This is a genomic window from Frigidibacter sp. MR17.14 (assembly GCF_037095735.1).
In the GTDB taxonomy this organism is placed as follows: domain Bacteria; phylum Pseudomonadota; class Alphaproteobacteria; order Rhodobacterales; family Rhodobacteraceae; genus Frigidibacter.
The window spans coordinates 38827-63019 of the sequence record NZ_JBAWKD010000009.1; the positions used below are offsets into that span (position 1 = coordinate 38827).

Below are 24193 nucleotides of genomic sequence, written 5' to 3' on the forward strand. Positions count from 1 at the left end.
GACTCATCCTGTGGACACAAACCGGCACAAAATAAAGCCGGATGCAGGAGCAGACATGGCGAAGACGATGACCGCGGCGGCCCCGAAGGCCTTGCCGCTCAACACGATCATTGACGGAGATTGCATCGAGGTGATGCGCGGCCTTCCCGAGGCCTCGGTCGACCTGATCTTCGCCGACCCGCCCTACAACCTGCAACTGCGCGGCGACCTGCACCGCCCCGACAATTCCCGCGTCGATGCCGTCGACGACCACTGGGACCAGTTCTCCAGCTTCGAGGCCTACGACCGCTTCACCCGCGACTGGCTGGCCGCGGCGCGGCGGATCCTGAAGCCGAACGGGGCGCTTTGGGTCATCGGGTCCTATCACAACGTCTTCCGCATGGGCGCCGAGCTGCAGAACCAGGGGTTCTGGATCCTCAACGACGTGGTCTGGCGCAAGTCGAACCCGATGCCGAACTTCCGCGGCAAGCGCTTCACCAATGCGCACGAGACCCTGATCTGGGCCTCGAAATCCGAGGCCGGGAAATACACCTTCAACTATGAGGCGCTGAAAGCCCTTAACGAAGGTGTGCAGATGCGGTCGGACTGGATGATCCCGCTGTGCACCGGGTCGGAACGCCTGAAGGACGCGAACGGCGACAAGGCGCATCCGACGCAGAAGCCCGAGGCGCTGCTGCACCGGGTGCTGGTCGGCACGACCAACCCCGGCGACGTGGTGCTGGACCCGTTCTTCGGCACCGGCACCACCGGCGCGGTGGCGAAGATGCTGGGCCGCGACTTCATCGGGATCGAGCGCGAGGCCGACTATCGCCGCGTGGCCGAAGAGCGCATCGCCCGCGTGCGCAAGTTCGACAAATCCGCCCTTGAAACAACCACTTCCAAGCGCGCCGAGCCGCGCGTGCCCTTCGGCACCGTGGTCGAGCGCGGCATGCTGCGCCCGGGCGAAGAGCTGTTCAGCCCCCGCGGCGGCGTGGCCAAGGTCCGCGCCGACGGCACGCTGATCGGGCTGGACGTCAAGGGCTCGATCCACCAGGTCGGCGCCCATCTGGAAGGCGCGCCCAGCTGCAACGGCTGGACCTACTGGCACTTCAAGCGCGACGGGAAGCTGATCCCGATCGACATCCTGCGCCAGCAGATCCGCGCCGAGATCGAGGCCGACGCCCGCCCCGCGCACTGATTTCCCGACATTCCCGGCCCCTGCCGGAGAGCGAACCGCCGGTGTCGGCGGGCGCCCTGCGCCTGCGACACTCACTTGCCCCGCCGTCTTCGCACGGCGGGGATTTTTCGTTTTTGGCCAACGGGATGAGGGGGGGTGACATCCGTGCACCCGCCGTACACCCCCCGTACACCCCCTGCGGGCGATTTCTTGAGCCTTCGTCTACCCTTGGCCCCGCGAAGCCGCTTGGCCGCAGCGCGCCCGGCTTGCTAGGATCGCGCCATGGATCACCCTTATGCCTCCCTCCCCGCCGGGGCCTTCTGGAGCACCGGCACCGCCGCGGCGGCCCCGGCGGCGCTGCATGGCATCTTCGCGCCGCAGGTGGCGGTGACCGGCGAGACCCGGATCACGACGGCGGGGTCGTGCTTCGCCCAGCACATCGGTCGGGCGCTGGCCCGCGCGGGCGTCGCGGTGCAGGATGCCGAGCCGCCCCCTGCCCTGCCGGTGGCCCTGAGCGAGGAGAGGCTGCGGGCCTGGGGCTACGGGCTCTATTCCGGGCGCTATGGCAACATCTACACCGCGCGGCAGATGCTGCAGCTTCTGCAGGAGATCGCCGAGGGCACGCCGCGGACGGAAGCCTGGAGCCGCGGGCTGCGGGTCTTCGATGCGCTGCGCCCGAATGTCGAGCCCGAGGGGCTGGAGACCGAGGCCGAGATGCTGGCGCTGCGCGAGGCGCATCTGCTGGCGGTGGGGCGGATGCTGCTGGAGACGGATGTCTTCGTCTTCACGCTGGGCCTGACCGAGGCCTGGGCGAACCGCGCGACGGGGCTTGTCTATCCGACGGCGCCGGGGGTGATCGCGGGGGCCTATGACCCGGCTTCGCATGGTTTCGTGAACTTCCGGGTGGCCGAGGTGCGCGCGGATCTGGAGGCGATCCTCGCGCTGCTGCGCGCGTTCAACCCGGCGATGCGGATGATCGTCACCGTCTCGCCGGTGTCGCTGTCGGCCACGGCTTCGGGTGGGCATGTGCTGACGGCGACGACGGCGTCGAAGGCGGTGCTGCGGGCGGCGGCGGGCGGCTTCGCGGCGGCGCATCCGGGCGTGGTGGACTATTTCCCCAGCTTCGAGATCGTCACCAACCCGGCCGCGCGCGGCGCCTTCTTCGCGGAGGGCGCGCGCGAGGTGCGACCCGAGGGGGTAGCGGCGGTGATGGCGGTGTTTCTGGCCGCGCATGGGCTGGTCGCGGGCGAGGCCCCCGCGCCGCGGGCCGTGGCCAGGGTCGAGGTCGAAGAGGACGGCGACGCGGTGATCTGCGAGGACCTGCTTCTGGACGCGTTCCGCAAATGACCCGGCTGCTGATCCTTGGCAATTCCCATGTCGCGGCGTTGAAGTCGGCCCATGCGGCCGAGCCCGGTCGCTGGCCCGTCGAGGTCGATTTCCTTGGCGCGCCGGGCGGGGCGCTGGACAGCCTGACGCTGCAGGACGGCGCGCTGGTCGCGGGCGCGGCCGAGGTGTTCGAGCGGCTGAACGGCCGCGCGGTGGTGCCGCTGGCGGGCTATGACGCGGTGGTGATCGCGGGCTGCGAGATCTCGATGTTCCGCGCGCTGTCGGTGCTGCGCGGCGTGATCTGGCCGGGCGCCGTGGCCCCGCCCGAGGCGCCAGTGCGCAAGGGGCAGGTGCTGGTCAGCCGGGCACTGGTCGAAGAGGCGGTCACCGCCTCGTTGCAGGCGGCGCTGGGGGCGCGGCTGGCGCGGCTGATCGCGGGCGGGACCGATGCGCCGATCGTGGTGACGCAGCAGCCGAACCCCTGCTGGCTGGGCGAGGGCGCGGCGCCGGTTGCGGCCTTCCTGCGCGCGCGGCAGCTGGGCTATGCCGAGGAGATCGCGCGGATCTTCCGCACCGCCGCCGGGCGGGCACTGGCCCCGGCGGTGCTGCTGCCGCAGCCGCCCGAGACGCTGCGCGGGCCGGTCTTCACCCGGCCGGTGTTCTCGCAGGGCTCGGTCCGGCTGACGCGCGAGATGAAGGCCGCGCATGACGGCGACGACTTCCTGCATGCCAATGCCGCCTATGGCGCGCTGGTGCTGGATCAGCTGGTGGCGGTGCTGGCGCCCGCAGAGGCTTAGGCAGTGGCCTAGATCGAGCCGCGCGGCATCGGGGTTTCGCCGCGGTTGTAGGGCTTCCAGTCCTCGACCTCGGGGTAGTATTTCCGCCGCCAGGCACGCACCCGCGGGTTCATCCTCCGCCGCCAGACCGGTGGCACCATCGCCATCGCGGTCATCGCCGGATAGCCGCGGGGCAGCTGCGGGGCTTCGTCCTCGGAATAGGTCTGCAGCAGCGGGAAGCGGCGGTCGGGCTTGTAATGGTGGTCGGAATGGCGCTGCAGGTTGATCAGCAGCCAGTTCGAGGCGGTCTCGGCCGAGTTCCAGGAATGACGCGGCAGGACGTGCTCGTAGCGCCCGTCGCCGAGGTGTTTGCGGGTCAGGCCGTAGTGTTCGACGTAATTGGTCAGTTCGAGCTGCCAGACCGCGACGAAGGCCTGCCAGAAGAAAAGCGCGAGGCCCTGCCAGCCGCCGAGGGCGAGGGCTGCGCCCAGCATGACCAGTTGCAGCGCCGCGTAGCGCCAGAACGGGTTGCGCCGGTCGAGCGGCCGGCGACCGGCGCGGGCGAGAAGCCGGGTTTCGGCCGCCCAGGCCGAGCCCGGGCAGTGGCGCAGCACGCGGGCGAAATAGCGGTGGAACCCCTCGTTGTAGCGCGCGGTGACCGCGTCGCGCGGGGTGCCGACCCAGAGGTGGTGGACCAGCAGGTGTTCCGAGCGGAAATGCGAATAGAGCACCGAGGCCAAGAGCAGATCCGCGAGCCAGCGTTCCAGCCGGTTGCGCTGGTGCAGCAGTTCATGGGCATAGACGATGCCGATCGTGCCCGAGATCACGCCCATCCCGAAGAAAAGCGCGATCTTCTCGCCCATCCCGAGGTGGCCGGTATGGGTGACCCACCAGATCATCCCGAACAGCGTCACCGCCTGCACCGGGAACCAGATCAGGGTGATGGCGCGGTGCCAGACCAGGCGGTGCTCGGGCGTGGCGGGATCGGGGTTTTCGTCATTGTCGCCCAGGAGCGCGTCGAGGACCGAGATCATCACCCAGCCATAAAGCGGCAGCGCGGCGGTGGCCCAGCCGCCCGACCAGCCACCGGCGAGGGCGAGCGGGATCATCCCCAGCGACAGCCAGAAGGGCAGCGCGGATCCGGGCGGTCTGGGGTCTGTGGCGGTCAAGGGCGGGCTCTCGCGGGCGGAGGGGCGGCTCGGCGGTGGCCTGGCGGTGGCCTGGCGTCGGGCCACAGTAACGCCGGGACGCGGCGGGGCAAAGGGTCAGGAGGCGGCGTCCCAGACCTTGCGCATCACCGTGGGCAACGCGCCGGGGTCGAAGGCCGTTCGGGCCACGAAGGCACCGCGTTCGGGGTTCGTGCCGGCGGCGGCGGTGGCGGTCAGGACCGTCAGCTCCAGATGGAAATGCGTGAAGGTGTGGCGCACGGTGTCGGGCCGGGCCTGCCAGTCGGCCGACAGCGGCGGCGCGGGCTCGGGGCTGGCGGACCAGTCCGAGCCCGGGAAACCCAGCATGCCGCCCAGAAGCCCCTTCGCCGGCCGCGTCTCGACCAGCACCGCGCCCGAGGGGTCGGTCGCGACATAGGCGAAACCGCGGCGGGTGGGCTTTTCGGGCTTCGGGCTCTTGCGCGGCAGCTCGGCCGCAATCCCGCCCGCGCGGGCGAGGCAGCCCTCGGTCAGCGGGCAGAGCGCGCAGGCGGGCTTGCGCGGCGTGCAGATCGTGGCGCCGAGGTCCATCATCGCCTGCGCGAAATCGCCCGGACGCGCCTCGGGCGTGAGGGTGACGGCCAGCGCGGCGAGCCAGGGCCTGGCGCCGGGCAGCGGCGCCTCGACCGCGAAGAGCCGCGCGGTCACCCGCTCGACATTGCCGTCGACCACCGCCACCGGCTCGTCATAAGCGATGGCGGCGACGGCGGCGGCGGTATAGGGGCCGATGCCCGGCAGGGCCAGCAGCGCGTCGCGGGTGTCGGGGAAGCCGCCGCGCGCGGCGACGGCACGGGCGCATTTCAGCAGGTTGCGGGCGCGGGCGTAGTAACCGAGCCCCGCCCACTCGGCCATCACCGCGGCATCCTCGGCCGCGGCAAGGTCCTGCACCGTGGGCCAGCGGGCGGTGAAGCGCTCGAAATAGCCGCGCACCGCGGCAACGGTGGTCTGCTGCAGCATCACCTCTGACAGCCAGACGCGGTAGGGATCGGGGCGCACCCCGGCGGCGCGCTCGGCCGGCGGCACCCGCCAGGGCATGGTGCGGTGATGCCGGTCGTACCAGTCGAGCAGGCGCGTCGCGACCTGCGAGGCATCGGGGCCGGAACCGGCGTCTGGGGTCATTCTGCGGCGATCCTCGCGTCACGCATTCTTTATGGTCTGCACAGGGTCCGTGCGCGCATTTGGCTGGCATCGGCGCGGCGGTTTGACCAAGAATAGCGGCGAGATTGCGCGAGGCCAGATGCCACAAGACCCCGACAGCACGCCGAAGGCCAAACGTGGCGCCCCGAAGGGCGCCGCGGCCCGGCGGATGCGCGGGTTCGAGGCGGCCTCGGGCCTGCTCGCCGACCGCATCCGCGTCGCGGGCGAGGCGCGCGGCTTCGCGGTGGCGCGGCTTCTGACCGACTGGGCCGAGATCGTGGGCCCGGATCTGGCGCAGATCGCCCGGCCGGTAAAGATCGGCTACGCCGCCAAAGACGGCTTCGGCGCGACGCTGACGCTGCTGGTCACCGGCCCCGCCGCACCGCGCGTGCAGATGGAGCTGCCGCGGATCCGCGAGAAGGTGAACGCCTGCTACGGCTACAACGCCATCGCCCGGGTGCGGCTGACCCAGACCGCGCCCGAGGGTTTCGGGCCGCTGCCCGTGGCCCCGAAGCCCCGCCCCTCCCCCTCGCCCGAGGCCTGCGCCCGCGCGCGCGAGGTGGCCGAGGGCGTCAGCGATCCCACGCTCCATGCCGCGCTCGAGCGGCTGGCGCAGAATGTGCTCTCCCGCGGCCCGAGGGGCTGACGGGCTTACAACGAAAGGTCTTTTCATGCAGCGCCGTACCTTCACCCTCGCGCTTCTGACCACCGCCCTGGTCGGCGGCGGATCGTGGATCGCCCGCGGCCTCGGGCTTGGCCAGACGCAGATCCCGGCCGGCGCCGCCTTCGCGCAGGACGCCGCCGATGCGCCGATCCGCGAGGACATGGTCATGGGCAAGGCCGACGCCCCGGTGACGGTGATCGAATATGCCTCGTTCACCTGCCCGCACTGCCAGCACTGGCACGAGACCGTCTGGCCCGAGTTCAAGAAGAACTACATCGACACCGGCAAGGTGAAGTTCATCCTGCGCGAGGTCTATTTCGACAAGTTCGGGCTCTGGGCAGGCATGGTCGCGCAATGCGGCGGCGAGATGCGCTATTACGGCATGGTCGACATGATCTACGACCAGCAGAAGGAATGGATCGGCTCGGGCCAGCCGACCGAGATCGCCGACAACCTGCGCAAGATCGGCGCCAAGGCCGGCCTGTCGAAGGACCAGATCGACGCCTGCCTGAACGACAAGGCGCTGGCGCAGTCGATGGTGGCGACCTACCAGAAGAACGCCACCGCCGACGGGGTCGACGCGACGCCGACCTTCTTCGTGAACGGCACCAAGCATTCGAACATGGATTACGAGGAATTCGCCAAGGTCCTCGACGAAGCGCTCGGCTGATCCGATGCGGCCGCTGGAAGGTCTGCGGGTCGTCGAACTGGCCCGCATCCTCGCCGGTCCCTGGTGCGGCCAGCTTCTGGCCGACCTCGGCGCCGAGGTCGTCAAGGTCGAGGCGCCCGAGGGCGACGACACCCGCCGCTGGGGCCCGCCGTTCATCGAGCGCGAGGGCGACCGATCCGCGGCCTATTTCCACGCGACGAACCGGGGCAAGGCCTCGGTCACCGCCGATTTCCGCGACCCGGGCGACCTTGCCCGGGTGAAGGCGCTGATCGCCACCGCCGACGTGGTGATCGAGAACTTCAAGGTGGGCGGGCTCGCGAAGTTCGGGCTGGATGGCGAAAGCCTGACGGCGGCGCATCCGCGGCTGGTCTATTGCTCGGTCACCGGCTTCGGGCAGGACGGGCCCTATGCGCATCGCGCGGGCTACGACTACATCATCCAGGGCATGTCCGGGCTGATGAGCGTGACCGGCGAGCCGGACGCCCAGCCGCAGAAGGTGGGCGTCGCGGTGATCGACGTCTTCACCGGGATCTATGCCGCGACCGCGGTGCTGGCGGCGCTGCAGGCGCGCACCCGCACCGGACGCGGCGACCGGATCGACATGTCGCTGTTCGACGTGGCGACGGCGATCATGGCCAACCAGGCGATGAACTACCTGGCGACCGGCACCGCGCCCGAGCGGCTGGGCAACGCCCATCCGAACCTGGTGCCCTACCAGGTCTTCGACTGCGCCGACGGCTTCCTGATCATCGCCACCGGCAATGACGGCCAGTACCGCCGGCTGTGCGGCCTGCTGGGCCTGCCCGGCCTGGCCGAGGCGCCGGACTACCGCACCAATGCCGACCGCATCGCCAACCGCGAGGTGCTGATCGCCACCCTTTCGGCCGCGACCCGCGGCCGGACCAAGGCCGACCTCCTGGCCGCCTGCGAGGCCGAGGGCGTGCCCGCGGGCCCGATCAATGACATGGCCGAGGTCTTCGCCGATCCGCAGATCCTCGCCCGCGCGATGCGGATCGCGCCCGAGGGGGTGCCCGGCGTGCGCAGCCCGATCCGCTTCGCCGGGGGCGAACTGGCGCTCGACGCCGCCTCGCCGAAGCTCGGGGCGGACAATGCCCGGATCTGGGCCGGGCTCGACACGACGGTCGAGGGCTGATCGCGCTTTCTTGCTGGTGAAAATATCCCGGGGTCCGGGGCAGAGCCCCGGCCCTGCCCCTCAAAGCCCGAGCGTGTCCAGAGCCGCATCGAGCGGCCCCCAGTCGTCCAGCTCCAGCCGCACCGGCAGCGCCAACACCTGCGGCCGGAAGCCGGCCGGCATCCGCGCCGCATCCTTCTCGGTGGTGACGATCTGCGCGCCCAGCAGCTTCGCCTCGGCGGAAAGCCGGGTCAGCAGCTGCGGCGTGTAGGGCTGGTGATCCTCGAGCGGTTCGGCGCGCGCGATTTCGGCCCCCAGCCCGCGCAACGTGTCGAAGAATTTCTGCGGATGGCCGATGCCCGCGACGGCCAGCACGCGCAGCCCGCGCCAGTCCATGCCGGTCGGCAGCGGCACCAGCGCGCCCTTCAGCCGCGGCACGGGGGCGGTGATCGCGAGGGCGGCCTGCGCGGCGGCGTCGCCGATGCTCAGCACCAGATCGGCACGGGCAAGGCCCACCGCCACCGGCTCGCGCAGCGGTCCCGCCGGGATGCAGTGGCCGTTGCCGAAGCCGCGCGCGGCATCGACGACGACGATCGACAGGTCCTTGTGCAGGTCGGGATTCTGGAAGCCGTCGTCCATGACGATGACCTCCGCCCCGGCCCCGGCCATCGCGCGGGCGCCCGCGGCGCGGTCGCGGCTGATCCAGGCGGGGGCGAAGGCCGACAGGAGCAGCGGCTCGTCCCCGACCTCGGCCGCGGTGTGGCGGCGGGCGTCGACCTGGACGGGCCCGGCCAGGCTGCCGCCATGGCCGCGGCTCAGGATCATCGGCGCCCGGCCGCGGGCCAGCAGGCGCTGCACCAGCGCGGTGACGGTCGGGGTCTTGCCGGTGCCGCCGGCGGTCAGGTTGCCCACGCAGATCACCGGCGGGCCGGGACGGACGCCCTCGCGCCCCGCCAGCCGGCGCGCGGTCCCCGCCGCGTAGAGCCGGCCGAGCGGCGCCAGCAGATGCGCCTGCCAGCCGGCGGGCCGGTTCCAGAACCCGGGCGTGTGCATCAGGCGGCCCCCTTCAGGTCGGCTCCGGCCGGCGCGGGCAGCCGGGCGAGCACCGCGTGCAGCACATCCTCGGCCGCGCCGGCGCCCCCGGACGAGACCGACCAGGCGGCATGGGCCAGAAGCGCGGCGCGGTCGGCGGCGATCAGGTCGACCAGCGCCTCGGCCAGCGCCTCCTCGGCGGCGACCTGCCGCGCCGCGCCCGCCGCCGCCAGCCGGGCATAGAGCGCGGAATGGGCGCCGTGCGCCGGCCCGTGCAGGATCGCCGAACCCAGCGCCGCGGGTTCGAGCGGGCTGCGCGCGGCGGGCGTGCCCGCGCCGAAGGTGCCGGCCATGAAGCTGACCGGGGCGAGGCGATACCACAGGCCGGTCTCGCCCTCGGCGTCGGCCACGAACACCTGCACCTCTGGCTCGGGCTCTTCGTCGCGCGAGCGCAGCGCCACCTGCCAGTCGCGGGCGGCGGCGGCGGCGGCGATCTCGGGGCCGCGGGCGGGATCGGCAGGGGCGAGGATCAGCAGCATCCGGTGCGCATACTGGCTGGCGCGGGCGTGGGCGGCAAGGATCGCCTCTTCATCCTCGGCGGTGGTGCCGGCGGCGAACCAGACCGGCCGGGCGCGCAGCAGCAGTGCCAGCGCCTCGCGCTCGGCCTCGTTGGCGGGCAGCGGGTCCAGCGCGCTTTCGATGGCGCCGGTGACCTCGATCGGCAGGGCGTATCCGGCAAGGCGGCGCAGGCGGCGGGCGCTGTCGGCATCCTGCACGAGGATCACCGCGCAACGGTCGAGCAGCGCCGCGGCCAGGCTGGAATGCCAGCGCCAGCGCCGCCAGTGGTCCATCGTCATCACCGCATCGGCATAGACGACCGGGGTCGAGCGGTCATGCAGCGCCGCCAGCGTCGCCACCGGCAGCGCGGTGCCGGTGAAGACCATGAGCGCCGGGCGGTAGCGGTCGAGGAAGGCCGCGACGGGGCCGGTGCGCTCGGGCGGGGCCGGCAGCAGCAGAGTGCCGGGCGGGAAGTCGACGCCCTCCATCTGCCCGGGATCGAGCGCGGGATCGGCGGTCACCATCAGCCGCAGGTCGGGGCGGGCGCGGCGCAGCTTCGCGGCCAGCAGCGCAAGCCCCGCGGGGCCCGCACCGGGGCCGGGGCGCAGCCAGACCAGCGCCCCCTGCCCCTCGGGCGGCGGCGGCAGATCGGTCGGCACCGCGGGTCCGCGTGCCCGGACCAGGGCCAGCCAGAGCGCGAGCGATTTCGCCATCGGTGCCGCCGTCAGCCGCTGCCCGGGGCCTCAGGCCCCGAGTTCCTCGGTCGGGCCGGCCGGCGTCTCTTCGTCACGCAGGCGGTGCAGGTGCGCGATGAAGTAGCGGGTATGGGCATCGTCGACGGTGCGCTGCGCCTCGGCCTTCCAGGCCGAATGGGCAGAGGCATAGTCGGGGAAGATGCCGACCATGTGGATCTTGGCCACATCCTTGAAGACGTTCTTGTTGGGAGAGACAAGCTCGCCGCCGAAGACGAGGTGAAGCCTTTGCGCCATGGGAGTGCTCCTGGGGCCGGGGATCGGGTGCGTCCTACATGCCAGCGCCGGCCCGCGCATTCAAGGGAATGCCCCCGGGGGCCTTCAGGGACTCCCCCGGCCCGGGCCTGCGTCGGGTGCGCGTCGCGGGCTGGCGTCTCGGGCGGTCGTCTCTGGCGGTCGTCTCTGGCGGTCGTCTCGGGCCGGGGTGGTCCCGCGCGAGGCTTGACCGGGGCGGCGCCGGCGTGACACTCAGCGGCATGGCGGCACGACAGGGTGGCAAGGGCAAGGGCGGCGGATCGCGACGGTCCGGGACGGGCGCGGCGGGCAGGGCCGCGGCGGCCCCGGTGGCGCTGCCCGCGCCGAAGGGCGGCTGGAAGCGGCTGGCACGGCGCTGGCTGCTGCGGCTGGCGCTGGTGCTGGCGGTGGCGCTGGCGGTGCTGCGCTTCGTGAACCCGCCCTGGACGCCCTACATGTTCGCGGAACGGCTGCGGCTGGGCCGGATGGAGCAGGATTGGGTGCCGATCTCGGGGATCGCGCCGGTCATGGCCCGTTCGGTGGTGGCGGCGGAAGATGCCAATTTCTGCCTGCACTGGGGCTTCGACATGGCCGCGATCCGCTCCGCGCTCGATCGCGGCGCGCAGCGCGGCGCCTCGACGCTGAGCCAGCAGACCACCAAGAACGTCTTCCTCTGGCAGGGGCGCAGCTGGCCGCGCAAGGCGCTCGAAGGGCTGATGACGCCGCTGGTCGAGGCAGCCTGGCCGAAGCGGCGGATCCTCGAGGTCTATCTGAACGTGGCCGAGATGGGCGAGGGCGTCTTCGGGGTCGAGGCGGCAGCGCGGCATTACTTCGGGGTCGGCGCGGCGGATCTGACCGCACGCCAGGCGGCGCGGCTGGCGGCCGCCCTGCCCGATCCGAAGGGACGCGATCCGGCGAAGCCCACGCAATGGCTCGACCGGCGGGCGCGCGCCATCGCCGATGGCGCCCGCACCATCGAAAGCGACGGCCGCGCGGCCTGTTTCGAGAGCGAGCCGCTCTGATCCCGGGGTCATGACGGCCAGCGCGGGCGGGCCCTGCGGAATGGCGATGCTGTCAGGAGTTCGGACCGGCCGTCCTCGGGCGGCTCCGGCGGCCGCCGCCGCGGTCCGGCGCGGCGGGCCGGGCATCCTGCCTCAACGCGGGCGCGACAACGTGCGCAGCACATCGGCGCGTCCGACGGCGGGGGCGGCGCGGGCCAAGGCCGCCTCGCAGGCGACGCGAGCCGCGGCGAGGCGGATCATCAGCGCGCGGCGCTGCCCGGTCAGCCAGGCCTCGTGACGGTCCAGCGCCCGCGGGTCCGCGCCCTCCCCCAGCGCGGCGGCGCGGGCCGCGGCCGCGGCGGCGTCCAGGGCGGCGACCTCTGCCTCGATCGCGGCGAGATCGGCGCGGGCCCGGGCCAGCTCTGCCAGCCGCGCCTCGCGGATCATGCCGGCCAGCGCCGCAAGCTCGGCGTAGCCGCGCCCCCCGCGGCTCATCGCGCGCCCCGTTGCCGGGCCTTGCGGCGCATCGCCTCGGCGAAGCGGATCGCGGCGGCGACGGCGCGGTAGTGGTCGGGATGGATCTGGCGGCCGATCTCGACCGTGGCATGCAGCGCGCGGGCGGTGGGCGGGTCGCGGTGGATCGGCACCCCGGCCTCGGCCGCGCGGGCGCGGATCCGCAGGGCGACGGCGTCGGTGCCCTTGGCCACGCATTCCGGCGCCCGGCCGGTGCCGCGCCGCCAGCGCAGGGCGACGGCGTAATGCTCGGGGTTGACGATCACCACGTCGGCGCGGGCCACATCGGCCAGCATGCGGTTGGTGGCGATCTCGCGGCCACGGGCCTGGCGGCGGGCGCGGACATGGGGATCGCCCTCGGACTCCTTCATCTCGTCCAGCATCTCCTGCCGGCTCATCGCAAGCCGCCGGCGGCGTTCGACCCATTGCCAGAAGACATCGGCGCCGCCGATCGCCAGCGCGAGGATCGCGGCATAGAGCAGCAGGTCGCGGATTTCGGTCGCGAGCAGGGCCACGACCTGCCCCGGGCTAGCGGCGGCCGCGGCGATGAAGCCGTCGACGCGCCCGTTCATCAGCGCCCAGGCCAGCCAGCCGACCAGCCCCATCTTGACCAGCGAGCGCAGGAACTCGACCAGCCCCGAGCGTCCGAAGCGCTGCCCGGCATTGGCCAGCGGCGAGATCCGCGACAGTTTCGGCGCGATCCGGGCCGGGGCAAAGACCAGCCCGCCGGTGGCCAGCCCCGCCGCGACCCCGCAGACCAGCGTGACGAGCAGCAGCGGCAGCACCGCGCCCGCGACCCCGACCAGCGCTTGGCCAAGCCCGGTGGCACCGCCGGTCAGCGGGTTGGGGCCGGCGCTGCCCGGCAGGCTCAGCAGCCCCATCAGCGCGGTGCCGGCCCGGCGCGCCGCCCCGGCCCCGATCGTCGCGATCGCGGCCGCCATGCCGAACAGCGCGACCGCCCCCGCAAGCTCTGGCGAGCGGAGCGTGTCGCCGCGCCGCCTGGCATCGGCCAGCCGCTTCTCGGTCGGGGGAAGATCGCGTTCCGCATCTTCGGCCATGCGGGGTCACTTCGGCAGGCCGAAGGGATCGGCCAGCGCCCCGGCCAGCGCCGCCTGCCAGACCTGGAGCACCAGCGGCGCGGCCAGGGCCAGCAGCAGCAGCGCCACACCCGCCAGCGCCGGCGCGCCGATCAGCATCACCATCAGCTGCGGCATCGCCCGGTTCATCAGGCCAAGCGCGAGGTTCAGCACCATGCCGGTGACGAGGAAGGGCGCGGCGAGGCTGAAGCCCAGCGCCGTCGCGCGGGCGACCTGCGCGACGGCCCAGCCCAGCGATTCGCCCGCGGCGGGCAGCTGGCCGGGCGGCAGCAGGCGGTAGGACAGCAGCAAAAGTTCGACCAGCCGTTCGGTGACCCCGGTCTGCATCAGCAGCGCAAGCGCCGCGGCGTAGAGGATCTGGCCATTGGCGGGCAGCGGATCGGGGACCGCGGCGGGAAACAGCTGCGCCAGCGAGATCGCCTGGGCCATGATCGCGCTGGCAAGGTCGAGCGCGATGAACAGCAGCCGCAGGAAGAGGCCGATCATCAGCCCGATCACCGGCTCGGTCAGGAACAGGCGCGGCCCGGCGGCGGGAGCCTCCCCGGCCAGAAGCGGCACGAGCAGCGCGGTCAGCGCCAGCGCCAGTCCCAGCCGCACCCGCGCCGGCACCCGCAGGTCGCCAAGGCCCGGCAAAAGCGCAATCACCGCGCCGATGCGCAGGAAGACGACGCCCGCCTCGGCCAGCGGGGCCTGCCAGAGCTGGGCAAGCTCGGCCGCGGTCATGCCGGCACCATGCCCAGAAGCGCGGGCCGCGCGTCGAGCCCGATCTCGTCGAAGCAGAGCACCGGCGCCGCGACCCCGCGCGCCCCGAGCACGGTCTTGAGGAACCGCCGGCGCCGGGCCGAGGTGACGACGGCCGGGAAGTTCCCCTGCTCGCCCGCCCGCGCGAGCCGGTCGGCGACATTGCCGGCCAGCTTGTTGAAAAGCTCGGGCGGCAGCGCGATGTCTTGCTGGCCGCGCTCGCCTTCGACCTGGTAGCGCAGGAAGGTCTCTTCCCATTCCGGCGCCAGCTGCAGCAGCGGCAGCGTGCCATCGGCCCGGCGCAGCTCTGCCACCAGCTGGAAGCCGAGACGGCGGCGGACATGCTCGCAGACCGCCTCGGGCGCGCCGAGCCCGCGCCCCTCGGCGATCGCCTCGAGGATCATCGGCAGGTTGCGGATCGACACGCCCTCTTCGAGCAGCAGCCGCAGCACCGCCAGCAGCAGGTCGATCGGCACCCGGTCGGGGATCAGCTCGTCGAAGAGGCGCCGGTTCGCCTCGGCCCGGGCGGGATCCGAGACGCGGGTCAGCTCGTCCAGCAGCCGGCGCAGCGCCTTCAGCGTCATCAGCCGGCCAAGATTGCGCCGGATCGTTTCGAGCAGATGGGTTGCCAGCACCTCGATCGGCGTGACGACGGTCGAGCCGACCAGCACCGCGTCCTCCTGCTGATCCGCCGGGATCCAGCGCGCCGGGGCGCCGAAGACCGGCTCGCGGATGTCCTCGCCGCCGGGCAGGATCTCGGCATTGGAGGCGATCAGCGCCAGCACCGCCCCCGGGCGCAGCCGGTCCTGCGCCTGCTCGACCCCCTGCACGCGGATCCGGTAGTGGTCGGGCTCGAGCAGCGGATCGTCGGTCAGCCGCATCTCCGGCAACAGCAGGCCGAAGGTGCGCGCGACGTGGTTGCGCATGTTGGCCACCCGGATGTCGAGGCCGGTGGCGGGCTCTAGCACCATGGGGATCAGGCTGCGCGAGAATTCGACGTGGATCTCGTCGAGTTCGAGCAGGTCGCCCAGCGCCGTCCGCGGCGCCTCGGGCGGCGGCGGTGCGGCCTGCGCGACGCGGGCGCGCAGCTGCGCCCTGCGGGTCATCAGCGCGAAGCCGGCCAGCGCCACCGCGGCGCCGAGGAAGGGCAGGAACGGCAGGCCGGGCAGCAGCGCGAAGCCCAGCAGCAGCGCCGCGACCGTCCCGAGCGCGCCCGGATGCGCGCCGAGCTGGCGGAAGAACTCGACATCCGCCGCGCCCTTGGTGCCGCCGCGCGACAGCAGGATCGCCGCCGCGATCGAGATGATCACCGCCGGGATCTGGCTGACCAGCCCGTCGCCGACGGTGAGGATCGCATAGGTCTCGACCGCGCGGCCAAGCTCCATCCCGTGGATCAGCGTGCCGACCGTCAGGCCCATCAGCATGTTGATCGCGGTGATCAGCAGGCCCGCCACCGCGTCGCCCTTGACGAATTTCGACGCCCCGTCGAGCGAGCCGAAGAAGGTCGTCTCGGCCTGTTCGCGCTCGCGCCGGGCCTTGGCCTCGGCATGGTCGATGGCCCCGGCGGCAAGGTCGGCATCGATCGCCAGCTGCTTGCCGGGCATCGCATCCAGCGCGAAGCGGGCGCCCACCTCGGCCATGCGGCCGGCACCCTTGGTGATCACCACGAAGTTCACGATCATGATCACGCAGAAGACCACGAGGCCGATGGTCAGCGAGCCGCCCATGATGAAATCGGCAAAGGCCTGGATGACATGGCCCGCGGCGGCAGTGCCGGTGTGCCCCTCGCCGACGATCAGTTTCGTCGAGGACACGTTGAGCGAGAGGCGCAGCATCAGCGAGGCGAGCAGCGCGGTGGGGAAGGCCGAGAAGTCCAGCGGCCGCTCGATGAACAGGGTGACGGTGAACATCAGGATCGCCAGCGCGAAGGACAGGGTCAGCCCGATGTCGAGCACCACCGCCGGCACCGGCAGGATCATCATCACGATCACCGCCATCATCGCCAGGGCGAGCAGGATGGTGGGCTGGAACAGGCGGGCGAACAGCGGCGTCACAGCGCTGGCCTAGCGGTGAAGTCGAGGAAGGGCGTGACCGTCTGCATCTGCGACTGTGGGAGCGGCACCAGCGAGGCGCCGCCCGCGGCGGCCTCGGCCAGGAAGAGCGGACGGGCGGGCCCGATGCCGCGCCGCGCTGGATCGCCGCCGGGGGCCAGCAGGTCTGGCAACCGCTCTGGCAGACGATCCGGCAGCGGCGCGCCGGCAAGACGCCGGCGAAAACCTTCGAACCGCGCGGCATAGGCCCGGGCCCGCTCGGGCGTGCGCGAATGATAGGCACCGGCGGCCGCGGTCCAGTCGCCGGTCTCTGACCGCAGGCGGGTCAGGAAGTCGGCCGCGTAGCGCGCGTTGGTCAGCGGGTCGAACATCGCCTCGACCGAGCGGAAGGCGGTGCCATGCCAGAGATGGTTGATCTGGAAGCAGCCGATGTCGAAGCTGCGCGCGCCCCGCGCCTGCTCCCGCGTGACGTAATCGAGCGCGGCGGAGCGGGTCTGGAACCAGTGGCCGGCGCCCTCCATGTTCACGGTCCAGGGCCAGGGACGCATCGTGCCTTCCGAGGTTCGGCCGGTTTCGGTCAGCGCGATGGCGCGCAGCACCTCGATCGGAACGCCGCTTTCCTGCGCCGCGGTCATCGCCGCGCGGTCGCAGAGCGCTGCGGTATTGGCCGCGTCGGTCGGGCTGGCCCGCAGCGCGCCCGCCGTCAGCAGGGTCATCAGGATCAGCGCCAGCGAAAGCGGCAGCGAAGGCGGCAGGACGGGTCGGAGATGCGGCACGGGGTCAGCCCTTCTGGGACAGGTGCGAGCCTAGGGAGAGTTGGTTGCCGTTTGCTGAACGCCGCCCGCCTGCGCCGCGGTCTGGCCGAGGGCGGCCGCAATCGCCTCGCGCGTGCTGCGACTGGCCGCGAGGGCATCGCGCCCCTCGCGCAGGCTCGGCGCGGCGGCGGGGGGCAGGGCGGCGGGCGGCGCTGCAGAGGCCGGGGCATCCGGTGCCGCGTCTGCCGCGACGGGTGGAGGCGCGGCGGCTTCAGCGGCTGCCGGGCCTTCGATTGCCGTCGCGCGGTCGGGAAAGCCCGCGGCGCGCAGCCGCTCGGCAATCGCGGGACGCAGCGGGTCCGACGCAGGCAGCGCCTCGATCTGCGGCAGCGCGCGGAAGGCCGCCGTCAGGAAGGCGACCTCGTCCGGCTGCGCCGCGATCGCCGCGACAAGGCCGTGATCAAGCGTGGACCACGAAGCGGGCGGTGCCTCGTCCCGGGCAATGTCGCGTTCCGCGAAGGCCTCGTCGATCCGCCCGCCCGCAACCAGCGCCCGCAGCGCCGCCTGCCGGAGCGCGATGCCATCCGCCGTGCCCCGCGCCGCGAAGGCCCGGGCCTGCGCCAGCGCAATATCGCCCGGCGCAACCGGTTCGCCCGCGGAAAGGCGCTGGTCGATCAAGGCCACCAGAGCGGCACCGGACAGCGGCTCTTCGCCGCGACTGAGCGTGGCGAGACGCCCCTCCGCCGCCGCCTGCTCGCCGTCTCCGGCCTCGACCCGCGCGGCGAGCATCTCGGCCGCGGCGCCGGCGGTGCCCGGCGCACGGTAAAGCGCGTCACGGATGATCCGCGCGGCCTCGGCATCGCCGGAGCTCAGGAAGCGCTCGGCCAGTCCCGGCGCGATCTGCCGGCGCAGGCCCAGCGGCAGGCCGGAGAGGCCGCGCAGGATCGCCCCGCGCGGGGCGAGGTCGCGCGGATCGCCCTGCCCCGCCAGCGCGGCCCAGGGCGCGACGAGGCCCGCGCAGCCCGCCTGGTCCGACAGCGGGCCCTCCGCCGGAGCAGCCCCGTCGACGATGCGCGCCATCTGCTCGAGCAGCCCGCGCACGAGCGGCGTCCCGGCCTGCGGATAGCCCGCGAGCAGGGCCCGCGCCTCGGCCCCGAAGCCCTGCGCGATCTGGAAGCGCGCCATCGCGAGGATCTTGGCGGGATCGACGGCGTCGAGATCCGCCATGACCTCGGTCCGGTGATCGGCCAGCTGCTCGACATAGGGGCGATCGTCCGACCAGGCGGCGACATCGATCGCATCGTCGGCAAGGCAGGCATGAGCCTGCGGCGAGACTTCCGGCCGCGCCGGCCGCCCGAGGGCGCGGTCCATGCTGGTCTCGGCCGCGACCGGGGCCGCGCGCGCGTCGAGCGCCGAGGTCACGTCGGGCAGGACCGCAGGCAACGGCTCGGCCCCGGGCAGCTTCGGCAGCGCCGAGGGGTCGATGGTGATCAGGCCCTGGACGGCGGCGCGGGCCAGCTGATCGAGCAATTCCTTCTCGACCGCCTGCGCGCGCTCTTCCGGGCGCGCCCGGGGCGTCTGGTCCGCCGCCGAGGCGGGCGACACCACGATCGCTTCGGGCGCAGGGCCCGACGCGGCAGAGCGCTGGCCGCCTCCGCCCCCCTCTGTGTCCGCGGCGGCGGCAGGCGCCGGCAGGGGACGGTCGCGCCAGAAGATGCCGACATCGGCCAGCGGCGGCAGCAAAGGCCGATAGAGCCGCGCCCCTTCCGCCGCTGTCGCCGAGACGGAGACCGGGGCCGGGAGGCTGCCCGGCGTCGGATCCCCGAGGTCGATGACGATCGAGCGCCGATCCTCGGCGATGAAGCCGTCGGCCGGGACATCGGGCGCCGTGCGCAGCCGCAGCGCCCCCGGCCCCGCGGGCTCGACCGCCAGCAGGCGCGCGCGCGGGATGCGGCGAAAGATCTCGGACAGATCGAAGCCGACACGCCCGTCCAGAACCAGCCGGTAGCCGCCCTCTTCCGGGTCGATGCGCCAGTCGAGGGCCCGCGGCGGCGTCAGCACGAGGCGCGAGAAACCCGGATGTTCGCCCGAGATCACCCGGATCCGTTCTTGCGCCGCGGCCGGGCCGGCGAGCAGCAGCAGCAGCACGAACGAACGGATCATGCCGCGTCCTTCACGGCCTTCAGCGCTTCCTCGAGATCCGAGAAGCCGGGCCGGATGTGATGGGGCGTGTTCTGGCGCCCGACCTCGATGCAGATGTTGGTTGCGTGGTTGTGCAGGTTCGCCACCAGCACCTCGCGGATCAACTGGTAGAAATGGGCATCCTCCTCGACCACGGCCTTCACGCGCCCGGCCATCGGACCGACGAAGCCATAGGCGATGAACACGCCGAGGAAGGTGCCGACCAGCGCGCCGCCGATCATGCCGCCCAGAACCTCGGGCGGCTGGTCGATCGAACCCATGGTCTTGATCACCCCCAGCACCGCCGCGACGATGCCCAGCGCCGGCAGCCCGTCGGCCATCGACTGCAGCGCATGGCTCGAATGCAGCGCATGGTGCAGGTTCTGCTCCATCCGCTTGTCGAGAACCTCTTCCACCTGGTGCGGGTCGTCGTAGTTCATCGAGGCCGAGCGCATCGTGTCGCAGATCAGGTCGATCGCCTCGTGATCATGCAGGATCTTCGGATACTTGCCGAAGATCGTCGACCCGTGCGGCGCTTCGATATGCTCTTCGATCGCGACCGGGTTCTGCCGGGCGAGGCGCAACAGTTCGAACAGCAGACACAGCAGGTCGCGGTAGTCCGAGGGCTTCCAGCTCGGCCCCTTGAAGACCTTGCCGACGTCCTTGCCGGTCTGCTTGACCCCGCCCATGTCGTTCGACAGCAGGAAGGCCCCCACCGCCGCCCCGAGAATGGTGATCAGCTCGTGCGGGGCGGCATGGAGGATCGGCTCCATCTTGCCGCCGGCAATAAGGTAGCCGCCGAAAACAGTGACGAAGATCACCACGACGCCGATGATGCCGATCATGCGGCGCACTCCACTGAGACGGAAACGGTCATTGCTGCGGGGCCCCGGCATTGCGCCCGGCCAGCACGACGCTGACCGAGTAGGCCTTCTTCGGCTCCATCGCCGCGAGCACTGCGCCGGCGGCGGCCGGCTGCATCCTTCCGAGGAAGCCCGCGGCGAAATCCGGGGTCATCTCTTCGAAAAGATGCGCGGCGTCCTTCGGCTTCATCGCCTCGTACATCGAGGTCAGGTGGCCGACGTCGCCCTCGGCGCCGGCATCGGCCTGCGCGATGGTCTTCGACAGCCGGTCCTCGGCGGCTGAAAGCTCTGCCAGGCGGGCGTCGATCTGCCCGCCGGCCTCGTCGAGCACCTTCTGACGGGCCGCCTGCTCGGCCTCGCGCGCGGCGAGGCGCGCTTCCCGTGCCTTCAGTTCTGCCAGAAGCGCGGCCGCATCCTCGGTCGATGCGGCCGGCGCGGCGGCCGGTGCGGGCTCGGTCACCGGCGCGGCCTCGCCGGCGGCGCGGGCCAGCATCATGCCGCCGTCCGCCAGCCGCCAGCCGCCGCCAAGGATCAGCATCGTCGCGATCGCGGCGAGCAGCGAGGGGCGGCGGCGGCGCGGGGGCGCTCCCGCCGTGCGCGGACCACGCTTCGCCCGGATCGGCCGGCCCGCCGGGATCCGCCCGGCCGCGCTGTCCTGTCGGGTCATGCGTCGAGCTCCTCTTCCGAGCGGTTGCGGGGCTGCCGGCGCAGCCGACGTCGCGGTCCGCCCGGCTCCGGCAGGTCGTGCATCGAGGCAAGGATCAGATCGAGCCGCTCGGCGACCTCCTCGGCCCGACGGGTGCGGCCCTCGAGCGCCGCGGCCGATTCGCCGGCGGCGCCGCGCGCCCGCTCGAGCGCGCGCGTCATCTCGTCGACCTGCACCGAGAGCACCGCGATCGCGCCGCCCATGCCGCTTTCAAGCTTCGAGAAGCTCGCGAGCCGGCGCGACAGGATCAGGCAGTAGATCCCTGCGGACAGCGCCCCGGCGGCGAGCAGGAAATCGGCGATCAGCTGCATTCCCGTCTCCTATGAGAGCACGAATTCGGTGATGAGCAGGTCGCGCACCCGCCCCTCGCCGGTGACGACCTGGACGCGGCGCAGCATCTGCGAGCGCAGCCGCACCAAGGCGGTCGGATCCTCGAGATCGCGGGCATCGACCGCGCGCAGATAGCTGTTCAGCACATCGAGGATGCGCGGCATCAGATGCTCGACCTCCTCGCGCCGCGCGGCCCCGACCTCGACCGAGGCGGTGAAGCGCAGGTGGCGCCGGCTTTCGGCCCCCACCGAGAGCACCATCGGCGTCAGGGCCACGAATTCGGTCTCGGCCATCGGTTCGACCTCGGGCTCTGCGGCGGCATGCTCGCCGCCGGCGGACGGCGCGAGGATCATGCCCGACCAGACCGCGAAGAAGCTGCCGCCGCCCAGCACGACGGCAAGAACCGCCCCCAGCAGCAGCGGCAGCTTCGATTTCTTCTTCGGTTCCCCGGCGCCCTCTTCCGGGGCGGGCTTGGCGTCGGCCATGGCAGGACCTCCATCGTCGCTGCCGCCGGTCTAGCCGTTTGTCACTAACCGATTCTTAAGCGCAATCCGCGAGTCATCGGGACGAGAGATGGGCAGAAGCCCCTGAGGAGTCGCGCCTTGCAGAACATCGTCGCGGTCTGGGAAGAACTGGACGGCCGTCGCCGCGGAACGCTGGTCGGCGCCGCGCTGATCCTGGCGATCGCGCTGGTAGTGCTGCTGCGGATCGCAACGGCGCCCGCCGCGCTTGGCCTGCTCTATGCCGGGCTCGATCCGCAGGCGTCCGGCGGTCTGCTGTCGGCGCTGGACCAGCGCGGGATCGCCTACGAGGTGCGCGGCGATGCGATCTGGGTGCCGCGCGACCAGCGCGATTCGCTGCGGCTCGAGCTTGCCGGCGAGGGGCTGCCGGCCAGTGGCGGCGTTGGCTACGAGCTGCTGGACGGGCTGACCGGCTTCGGGACCACCGCGCAGATGTTCGACGCCGCCTACTGGCGCGCGAAGGAGGGGGAACTGGCGCGGACCATCGTCGCCGGGCGCAGCTTCACCGCGGCGCGCGTCCATATCGCGGTGCCTCCGGGCCAGGCCTTCCGCACGGCCGACCACCCGACGGCCGCGGTCACCGTGACCCCGGCCGGCCCCGCGGTCACGCCCGAGCAGGCCCGCGCGCTGCGCCACCTGGTGGGCGCCGCCGTCACCGGCATGAGCCCGCGCGACGTCTCGGTGATCGATGCGGCATCGGGCCGGGTGCTCGAGGAGGGCGACGAGGGCACGCCGCGGGCGGTCACCGACCGCGCGGCGGACTTGCGCCAGTCGGTTCTGCGGCTGCTCGAAGCGCGGGTCGGCGCCGGCCGGGCCCGCGTCGAGATCGCCATCGAGGCCGAAACCGAGCGCGAGGCGATCACCGAACGCAAGCTCGATCCCCAAGGCCGCGTGCCGATCTCGACCGAGACGCAGGAGCGCAGCGATTCGTCCAACAACACCGCTCCCGCGGCCACCACGGTCGCCTCGAACCTGCCGGCGGGCCAGGCGCAGAATGGCGGAACCTCGCAGAGCAACGGCAGCGAGACGCGGGAGCGGACGAATTACGAGGTGTCGGAGACGACGCGCGAGCTGCTGCGCAGCCCGGGCGCCATCCGGCGGATGACGGTGGCGGTGCTTGTCGACGGGATCACGACGGTCGCCGCGGATGGCAGCCGAAGCTGGCAGCCGCGCCCCGAGGCGGAGATCGCCCAGCTGCGCGACCTCGTGTCGTCGGCCGTCGGCTTCGACCAGCAGCGCGGCGACGTGATCACGCTGCAGACCCTTGCCTTCGAACCTATCCCCGAAAGCGGCACCCTTGCCGAGGGAGGCGGCCTTCTCGGCCAGCTCGACATCACCCAGCTGATCATGGCCACGCTGGTGGCGGCGGTGGCGCTGGCACTGGGGCTGTTCGTGCTGCGCCCGCTCCTGCTCGGCCCGCCGCGTGCGGCAGCGACGGCCGAGACCGGCGATGCCCTGACCGGCGAGATCACCGAGGAGGGCGGCGCGATGCCCGACATGACGCTGGTGTCGGGGCTCGGCGGCGACGGTTTCGCGATGGGCTTCGGCGGCTTCGAGGCCCCGCAGGACGAAGAGCCCGTCGACCGCCTGCGCCGCCTGATCGGCGAACGCCGGGTCGAGGCCGCGCAGATCCTGCGCGGATGGATGGAAGAGCGTGACGAGGAGAAGGTAGGATGACACGCAGGCTGGAGCTGCAATCCTTCGAACCCAGCGTCACGCCGCCCCCGCCCCCCGCAGAGGCTTCCGCGCTGGAGGTCGAGGAGGCGCGGCTGGCGGGCTACGAGCAGGGCTATGCCGCCGGCTGGGAGGATGCCGTCGCCGCGCAGGACCGCGATCTCGAGGCCCTGCGCGGGGACCTGGGGCGCAACCTGCGCGAGCTGTCTTTCAGCTATCAGCAGGCGCGCAGCCATGTTCTGCAGTCGCTCGAGCCGCTGCTGGTCGACATGGTGGCCAAGGTCTTGCCCCGGCTCGCCCAGGAGGCGCTGGGGCCGATGGTGATCGAGACGCTGCGCCCGATGGCGGAAGCGCTGTCGGCGGCGCCCGTGGAAATCACTCTGAACCCCTCGGCCAGACCGGCGGTCGAAAGCCTGCTGGACCGCTCGGAGGCGCCGCCGTTCCGGATCCTCGAGGAACCGACGCTGGGCGAGGGCCAGGCCTTCCTGCGGCTTGGGTCGACCGAGCGGCAGATCGACCTCGACGGCACGGTCGCCGCCATCGGCGCGGCAGTCAGCGCCTTCTTCCGTCCTGACAGAAGGGAGGCTTCGGAATGACCGAGATGAGCGGCGTGGCGGGCAGCCCCCTGACCCAGATCCCCATCGAGATCGTCATCTCCGTCGGCCGGGCACGCCCGCTACTGCGCGACCTGTTGCGCCTGCAGCCGGATGCGGTGCTGGCACTCGACCGCCGCGTCGAGGACCCGGTCGAACTTTATGTCGGGGATCGACTGATCGCCCGCGGCGAGTTGACGGAACTCGAGGGGGACCGGGCCGGGCAGTTGGCGGTACGACTGACCGAGGTCGTCGATCTGCAGGACGGCATATGAGGCGGGCCCGTCACGACGCTGCCGCCATCGCGGCCCCTGCAGCCCGACCGTCCGGACAGCCGACTCGGTGCCTGAGGACACGCAGGGCGTCCAAGAGCCCTGGTCTTCCGTCCGGCCCAGCAGGCATTGGTCTCGATGAGTGTTCCCCGGAACGCTCCGGGGCGCCGCGGCCTCTGGCGGTGACGGCCATTGCGCGGGCGGAAACGTCGCGTTCGTGTTCGAAGCGGAAACCGCATCCGGGGGACGCGGA

Annotated in this window: 25 protein-coding genes; 10 read left to right on the forward strand and 15 right to left on the reverse strand. The window is 72.3% G+C overall.

Annotated features, from left to right (window positions below):
• The first annotated feature begins 55 nt into the window (after positions 1 to 55).
• The 3 genes from V8J36_RS18110 to V8J36_RS18120 all read left to right on the forward strand — a co-directional run bounded on the left by V8J36_RS18110 (position 56) and on the right by V8J36_RS18120 (position 3279).
• On the forward strand, positions 56 to 1177 hold the full coding sequence (locus tag V8J36_RS18110; RefSeq protein WP_336468721.1) for a site-specific DNA-methyltransferase: 1122 nt from the start codon (positions 56 to 58) through the stop codon (positions 1175 to 1177).
• A gap of 261 nt (positions 1178 to 1438) precedes the next feature.
• Positions 1439 to 2503 (forward strand): GSCFA domain-containing protein, encoded by a 1065-nt coding sequence (locus tag V8J36_RS18115; RefSeq protein WP_336468722.1) that lies wholly within the window; start codon positions 1439 to 1441, stop codon positions 2501 to 2503.
• Positions 2500 to 3279, forward strand: a complete 780-nt coding sequence (locus V8J36_RS18120) for a hypothetical protein (RefSeq protein WP_336468723.1) — start codon at positions 2500 to 2502, stop codon at positions 3277 to 3279. Before V8J36_RS18115 ends, V8J36_RS18120 begins: the two co-directional genes overlap by 4 nt.
• Before the next feature lie 8 nt (positions 3280 to 3287).
• Here the strand turns inward: V8J36_RS18120 and V8J36_RS18125 are convergent, their stop codons facing one another.
• Together V8J36_RS18125 and mutY are read right to left on the reverse strand one after the other, a co-directional pair.
• Positions 3288 to 4367, reverse strand: coding sequence for an alkane 1-monooxygenase (locus tag V8J36_RS18125; RefSeq protein ID WP_336468807.1), 1080 nt, complete (start codon positions 4365 to 4367; stop codon positions 3288 to 3290).
• Positions 4368 to 4523: 156 nt separating this feature from the next.
• Positions 4524 to 5582 carry an A/G-specific adenine glycosylase gene (gene mutY, locus V8J36_RS18130; protein ID WP_336468724.1) on the reverse strand — a complete coding sequence of 353 codons (1059 nt, stop codon included), beginning with the start codon at positions 5580 to 5582 and terminating at the stop codon, positions 4524 to 4526.
• Between the two features lie 118 nt (positions 5583 to 5700).
• Between mutY and V8J36_RS18135 the strand changes: the two genes are divergently transcribed.
• Genes V8J36_RS18135 through V8J36_RS18145 form a run of 3 tightly spaced genes read left to right on the forward strand, consistent with a single transcriptional unit; the run spans position 5701 to position 8087 of the window.
• The gene (locus tag V8J36_RS18135) at positions 5701 to 6246 is read left to right on the forward strand and encodes a DUF721 domain-containing protein (RefSeq protein WP_442902508.1); all 546 of its coding nucleotides are present in this window, start codon (positions 5701 to 5703) and stop codon (positions 6244 to 6246) included.
• A 25-nt stretch (positions 6247 to 6271) separates the two neighbouring features.
• Positions 6272 to 6934 (forward strand): DsbA family protein, encoded by a 663-nt coding sequence (locus tag V8J36_RS18140; RefSeq protein ID WP_336468725.1) that lies wholly within the window; start codon positions 6272 to 6274, stop codon positions 6932 to 6934.
• Between the two features lie 4 nt (positions 6935 to 6938).
• On the forward strand, positions 6939 to 8087 hold the full coding sequence (locus tag V8J36_RS18145; RefSeq protein ID WP_336468726.1) for a CaiB/BaiF CoA transferase family protein: 1149 nt from the start codon (positions 6939 to 6941) through the stop codon (positions 8085 to 8087).
• Between the two features lie 60 nt (positions 8088 to 8147).
• Here V8J36_RS18145 and lpxK read toward each other — a convergent pair whose 3' ends face one another.
• Genes lpxK through V8J36_RS18160 form a run of 3 tightly spaced genes read right to left on the reverse strand, consistent with a single transcriptional unit; the run spans position 8148 to position 10645 of the window.
• On the reverse strand, positions 8148 to 9119 hold the full coding sequence (gene lpxK / locus V8J36_RS18150; protein ID WP_336468727.1) for a tetraacyldisaccharide 4'-kinase: 972 nt from the start codon (positions 9117 to 9119) through the stop codon (positions 8148 to 8150).
• Positions 9119 to 10369: a 3-deoxy-D-manno-octulosonic acid transferase gene (locus V8J36_RS18155; protein WP_336468728.1), complete on the reverse strand. Its 1251-nt coding sequence runs from the start codon at positions 10367 to 10369 to the stop codon at positions 9119 to 9121. The genes lpxK and V8J36_RS18155 overlap by 1 nt, the downstream gene beginning before the upstream one ends.
• 30 nt (positions 10370 to 10399) lie before the next feature.
• On the reverse strand, positions 10400 to 10645 hold the full coding sequence (locus tag V8J36_RS18160; protein WP_336468729.1) for a DUF4170 domain-containing protein: 246 nt from the start codon (positions 10643 to 10645) through the stop codon (positions 10400 to 10402).
• A gap of 224 nt (positions 10646 to 10869) precedes the next feature.
• On the opposite strand from V8J36_RS18160, the gene mtgA reads away from it, so the two are divergent.
• The gene (mtgA, locus tag V8J36_RS18165) at positions 10870 to 11664 is read left to right on the forward strand and encodes a monofunctional biosynthetic peptidoglycan transglycosylase (protein ID WP_336468730.1); all 795 of its coding nucleotides are present in this window, start codon (positions 10870 to 10872) and stop codon (positions 11662 to 11664) included.
• A 132-nt stretch (positions 11665 to 11796) separates the two neighbouring features.
• Here mtgA and V8J36_RS18170 read toward each other — a convergent pair whose 3' ends face one another.
• From V8J36_RS18170 to V8J36_RS18215, 10 genes are read right to left on the reverse strand one after another with little or no spacing between them, the layout of a single operon-like run.
• Positions 11797 to 12138 (reverse strand): hypothetical protein, encoded by a 342-nt coding sequence (locus tag V8J36_RS18170; RefSeq protein ID WP_336468731.1) that lies wholly within the window; start codon positions 12136 to 12138, stop codon positions 11797 to 11799.
• On the reverse strand, positions 12135 to 13214 hold the full coding sequence (locus tag V8J36_RS18175; protein WP_336468732.1) for an EscU/YscU/HrcU family type III secretion system export apparatus switch protein: 1080 nt from the start codon (positions 13212 to 13214) through the stop codon (positions 12135 to 12137). The genes V8J36_RS18170 and V8J36_RS18175 overlap by 4 nt, the downstream gene beginning before the upstream one ends.
• 6 nt (positions 13215 to 13220) lie before the next feature.
• The gene (locus V8J36_RS18180; protein WP_336468733.1) at positions 13221 to 13976 is read right to left on the reverse strand and encodes a flagellar biosynthetic protein FliR; all 756 of its coding nucleotides are present in this window, start codon (positions 13974 to 13976) and stop codon (positions 13221 to 13223) included.
• Complete coding sequence (locus V8J36_RS18185; RefSeq protein WP_336468809.1) at positions 13973 to 15994, reverse strand: flagellar biosynthesis protein FlhA; 2022 nt, start codon at positions 15992 to 15994, stop codon at positions 13973 to 13975. Before V8J36_RS18185 ends, V8J36_RS18180 begins: the two co-directional genes overlap by 4 nt.
• A gap of 50 nt (positions 15995 to 16044) precedes the next feature.
• Positions 16045 to 16821, reverse strand: coding sequence for a lytic transglycosylase domain-containing protein (locus V8J36_RS18190; protein WP_336468734.1), 777 nt, complete (start codon positions 16819 to 16821; stop codon positions 16045 to 16047).
• Positions 16822 to 16851: 30 nt separating this feature from the next.
• A complete protein-coding gene (locus V8J36_RS18195; RefSeq protein ID WP_336468735.1) occupies positions 16852 to 18963 on the reverse strand; it encodes a hypothetical protein in 2112 nt (703 codons plus the stop codon).
• The gene (motA, locus tag V8J36_RS18200) at positions 18960 to 19826 is read right to left on the reverse strand and encodes a flagellar motor stator protein MotA (protein ID WP_336468736.1); all 867 of its coding nucleotides are present in this window, start codon (positions 19824 to 19826) and stop codon (positions 18960 to 18962) included. Before motA ends, V8J36_RS18195 begins: the two co-directional genes overlap by 4 nt.
• Before the next feature lie 28 nt (positions 19827 to 19854).
• Positions 19855 to 20511 (reverse strand): MotE family protein, encoded by a 657-nt coding sequence (locus V8J36_RS18205; protein ID WP_336468737.1) that lies wholly within the window; start codon positions 20509 to 20511, stop codon positions 19855 to 19857.
• Positions 20508 to 20861, reverse strand: a complete 354-nt coding sequence (locus tag V8J36_RS18210) for a DUF6468 domain-containing protein (protein ID WP_336468738.1) — start codon at positions 20859 to 20861, stop codon at positions 20508 to 20510. Before V8J36_RS18210 ends, V8J36_RS18205 begins: the two co-directional genes overlap by 4 nt.
• Positions 20862 to 20870: 9 nt before the next feature.
• Positions 20871 to 21365: a flagellar basal body-associated FliL family protein gene (locus V8J36_RS18215; RefSeq protein ID WP_336468739.1), complete on the reverse strand. Its 495-nt coding sequence runs from the start codon at positions 21363 to 21365 to the stop codon at positions 20871 to 20873.
• Positions 21366 to 21482: 117 nt separating this feature from the next.
• Between V8J36_RS18215 and fliF the strand changes: the two genes are divergently transcribed.
• From fliF to V8J36_RS18230, 3 genes are read left to right on the forward strand one after another with little or no spacing between them, the layout of a single operon-like run.
• A complete protein-coding gene (gene fliF, locus V8J36_RS18220) occupies positions 21483 to 23078 on the forward strand; it encodes a flagellar basal-body MS-ring/collar protein FliF (protein ID WP_336468740.1) in 1596 nt (531 codons plus the stop codon).
• On the forward strand, positions 23075 to 23671 hold the full coding sequence (locus V8J36_RS18225; RefSeq protein WP_336468741.1) for a FliH/SctL family protein: 597 nt from the start codon (positions 23075 to 23077) through the stop codon (positions 23669 to 23671). Before fliF ends, V8J36_RS18225 begins: the two co-directional genes overlap by 4 nt.
• A complete protein-coding gene (locus tag V8J36_RS18230) occupies positions 23668 to 23943 on the forward strand; it encodes a FliM/FliN family flagellar motor switch protein (RefSeq protein ID WP_336468742.1) in 276 nt (91 codons plus the stop codon). The genes V8J36_RS18225 and V8J36_RS18230 overlap by 4 nt, the downstream gene beginning before the upstream one ends.
• The last annotated feature ends 250 nt before the right edge of the window (positions 23944 to 24193 follow it).

What these genes read in the sequence shown, in the direction of transcription:
- V8J36_RS18180 (WP_336468733.1), bottom strand. Translation starts at nt 13,976, where the DNA reads ATGACCGCGGCCGAGCTTGCCCAGCTCTGGCAGGCCCCGCTGGCCGAG.
- mutY (WP_336468724.1), bottom strand. Translation starts at nt 5,582, where the DNA reads ATGACCCCAGACGCCGGTTCCGGCCCCGATGCCTCGCAGGTCGCGACG.
- V8J36_RS18125 (WP_336468807.1), bottom strand. Translation starts at nt 4,367, where the DNA reads ATGATCCCGCTCGCCCTCGCCGGTGGCTGGTCGGGCGGCTGGGCCACC.
- V8J36_RS18230 (WP_336468742.1), top strand. Translation starts at nt 23,668, where the DNA reads ATGACCGAGATGAGCGGCGTGGCGGGCAGCCCCCTGACCCAGATCCCC.
- V8J36_RS18210 (WP_336468738.1), bottom strand. Translation starts at nt 20,861, where the DNA reads ATGCAGCTGATCGCCGATTTCCTGCTCGCCGCCGGGGCGCTGTCCGCA.
- V8J36_RS18225 (WP_336468741.1), top strand. Translation starts at nt 23,075, where the DNA reads ATGACACGCAGGCTGGAGCTGCAATCCTTCGAACCCAGCGTCACGCCG.
- V8J36_RS18195 (WP_336468735.1), bottom strand. Translation starts at nt 18,963, where the DNA reads ATGATCCGTTCGTTCGTGCTGCTGCTGCTGCTCGCCGGCCCGGCCGCG.
- V8J36_RS18155 (WP_336468728.1), bottom strand. Translation starts at nt 10,369, where the DNA reads ATGGCGAAATCGCTCGCGCTCTGGCTGGCCCTGGTCCGGGCACGCGGA.
- V8J36_RS18145 (WP_336468726.1), top strand. Translation starts at nt 6,939, where the DNA reads ATGCGGCCGCTGGAAGGTCTGCGGGTCGTCGAACTGGCCCGCATCCTC.
- V8J36_RS18205 (WP_336468737.1), bottom strand. Translation starts at nt 20,511, where the DNA reads ATGACCCGACAGGACAGCGCGGCCGGGCGGATCCCGGCGGGCCGGCCG.
- V8J36_RS18115 (WP_336468722.1), top strand. Translation starts at nt 1,439, where the DNA reads ATGGATCACCCTTATGCCTCCCTCCCCGCCGGGGCCTTCTGGAGCACC.
- V8J36_RS18135 (WP_442902508.1), top strand. Translation starts at nt 5,701, where the DNA reads ATGCCACAAGACCCCGACAGCACGCCGAAGGCCAAACGTGGCGCCCCG.
- V8J36_RS18215 (WP_336468739.1), bottom strand. Translation starts at nt 21,365, where the DNA reads ATGGCCGACGCCAAGCCCGCCCCGGAAGAGGGCGCCGGGGAACCGAAG.
- V8J36_RS18160 (WP_336468729.1), bottom strand. Translation starts at nt 10,645, where the DNA reads ATGGCGCAAAGGCTTCACCTCGTCTTCGGCGGCGAGCTTGTCTCTCCC.
- V8J36_RS18185 (WP_336468809.1), bottom strand. Translation starts at nt 15,994, where the DNA reads ATGATGGCGGTGATCGTGATGATGATCCTGCCGGTGCCGGCGGTGGTG.
- V8J36_RS18120 (WP_336468723.1), top strand. Translation starts at nt 2,500, where the DNA reads ATGACCCGGCTGCTGATCCTTGGCAATTCCCATGTCGCGGCGTTGAAG.
- V8J36_RS18140 (WP_336468725.1), top strand. Translation starts at nt 6,272, where the DNA reads ATGCAGCGCCGTACCTTCACCCTCGCGCTTCTGACCACCGCCCTGGTC.
- V8J36_RS18170 (WP_336468731.1), bottom strand. Translation starts at nt 12,138, where the DNA reads ATGAGCCGCGGGGGGCGCGGCTACGCCGAGCTTGCGGCGCTGGCCGGC.
- motA (WP_336468736.1), bottom strand. Translation starts at nt 19,826, where the DNA reads ATGATCGGCATCATCGGCGTCGTGGTGATCTTCGTCACTGTTTTCGGC.
- V8J36_RS18175 (WP_336468732.1), bottom strand. Translation starts at nt 13,214, where the DNA reads ATGGCCGAAGATGCGGAACGCGATCTTCCCCCGACCGAGAAGCGGCTG.
- V8J36_RS18110 (WP_336468721.1), top strand. Translation starts at nt 56, where the DNA reads ATGGCGAAGACGATGACCGCGGCGGCCCCGAAGGCCTTGCCGCTCAAC.
- lpxK (WP_336468727.1), bottom strand. Translation starts at nt 9,119, where the DNA reads ATGCACACGCCCGGGTTCTGGAACCGGCCCGCCGGCTGGCAGGCGCAT.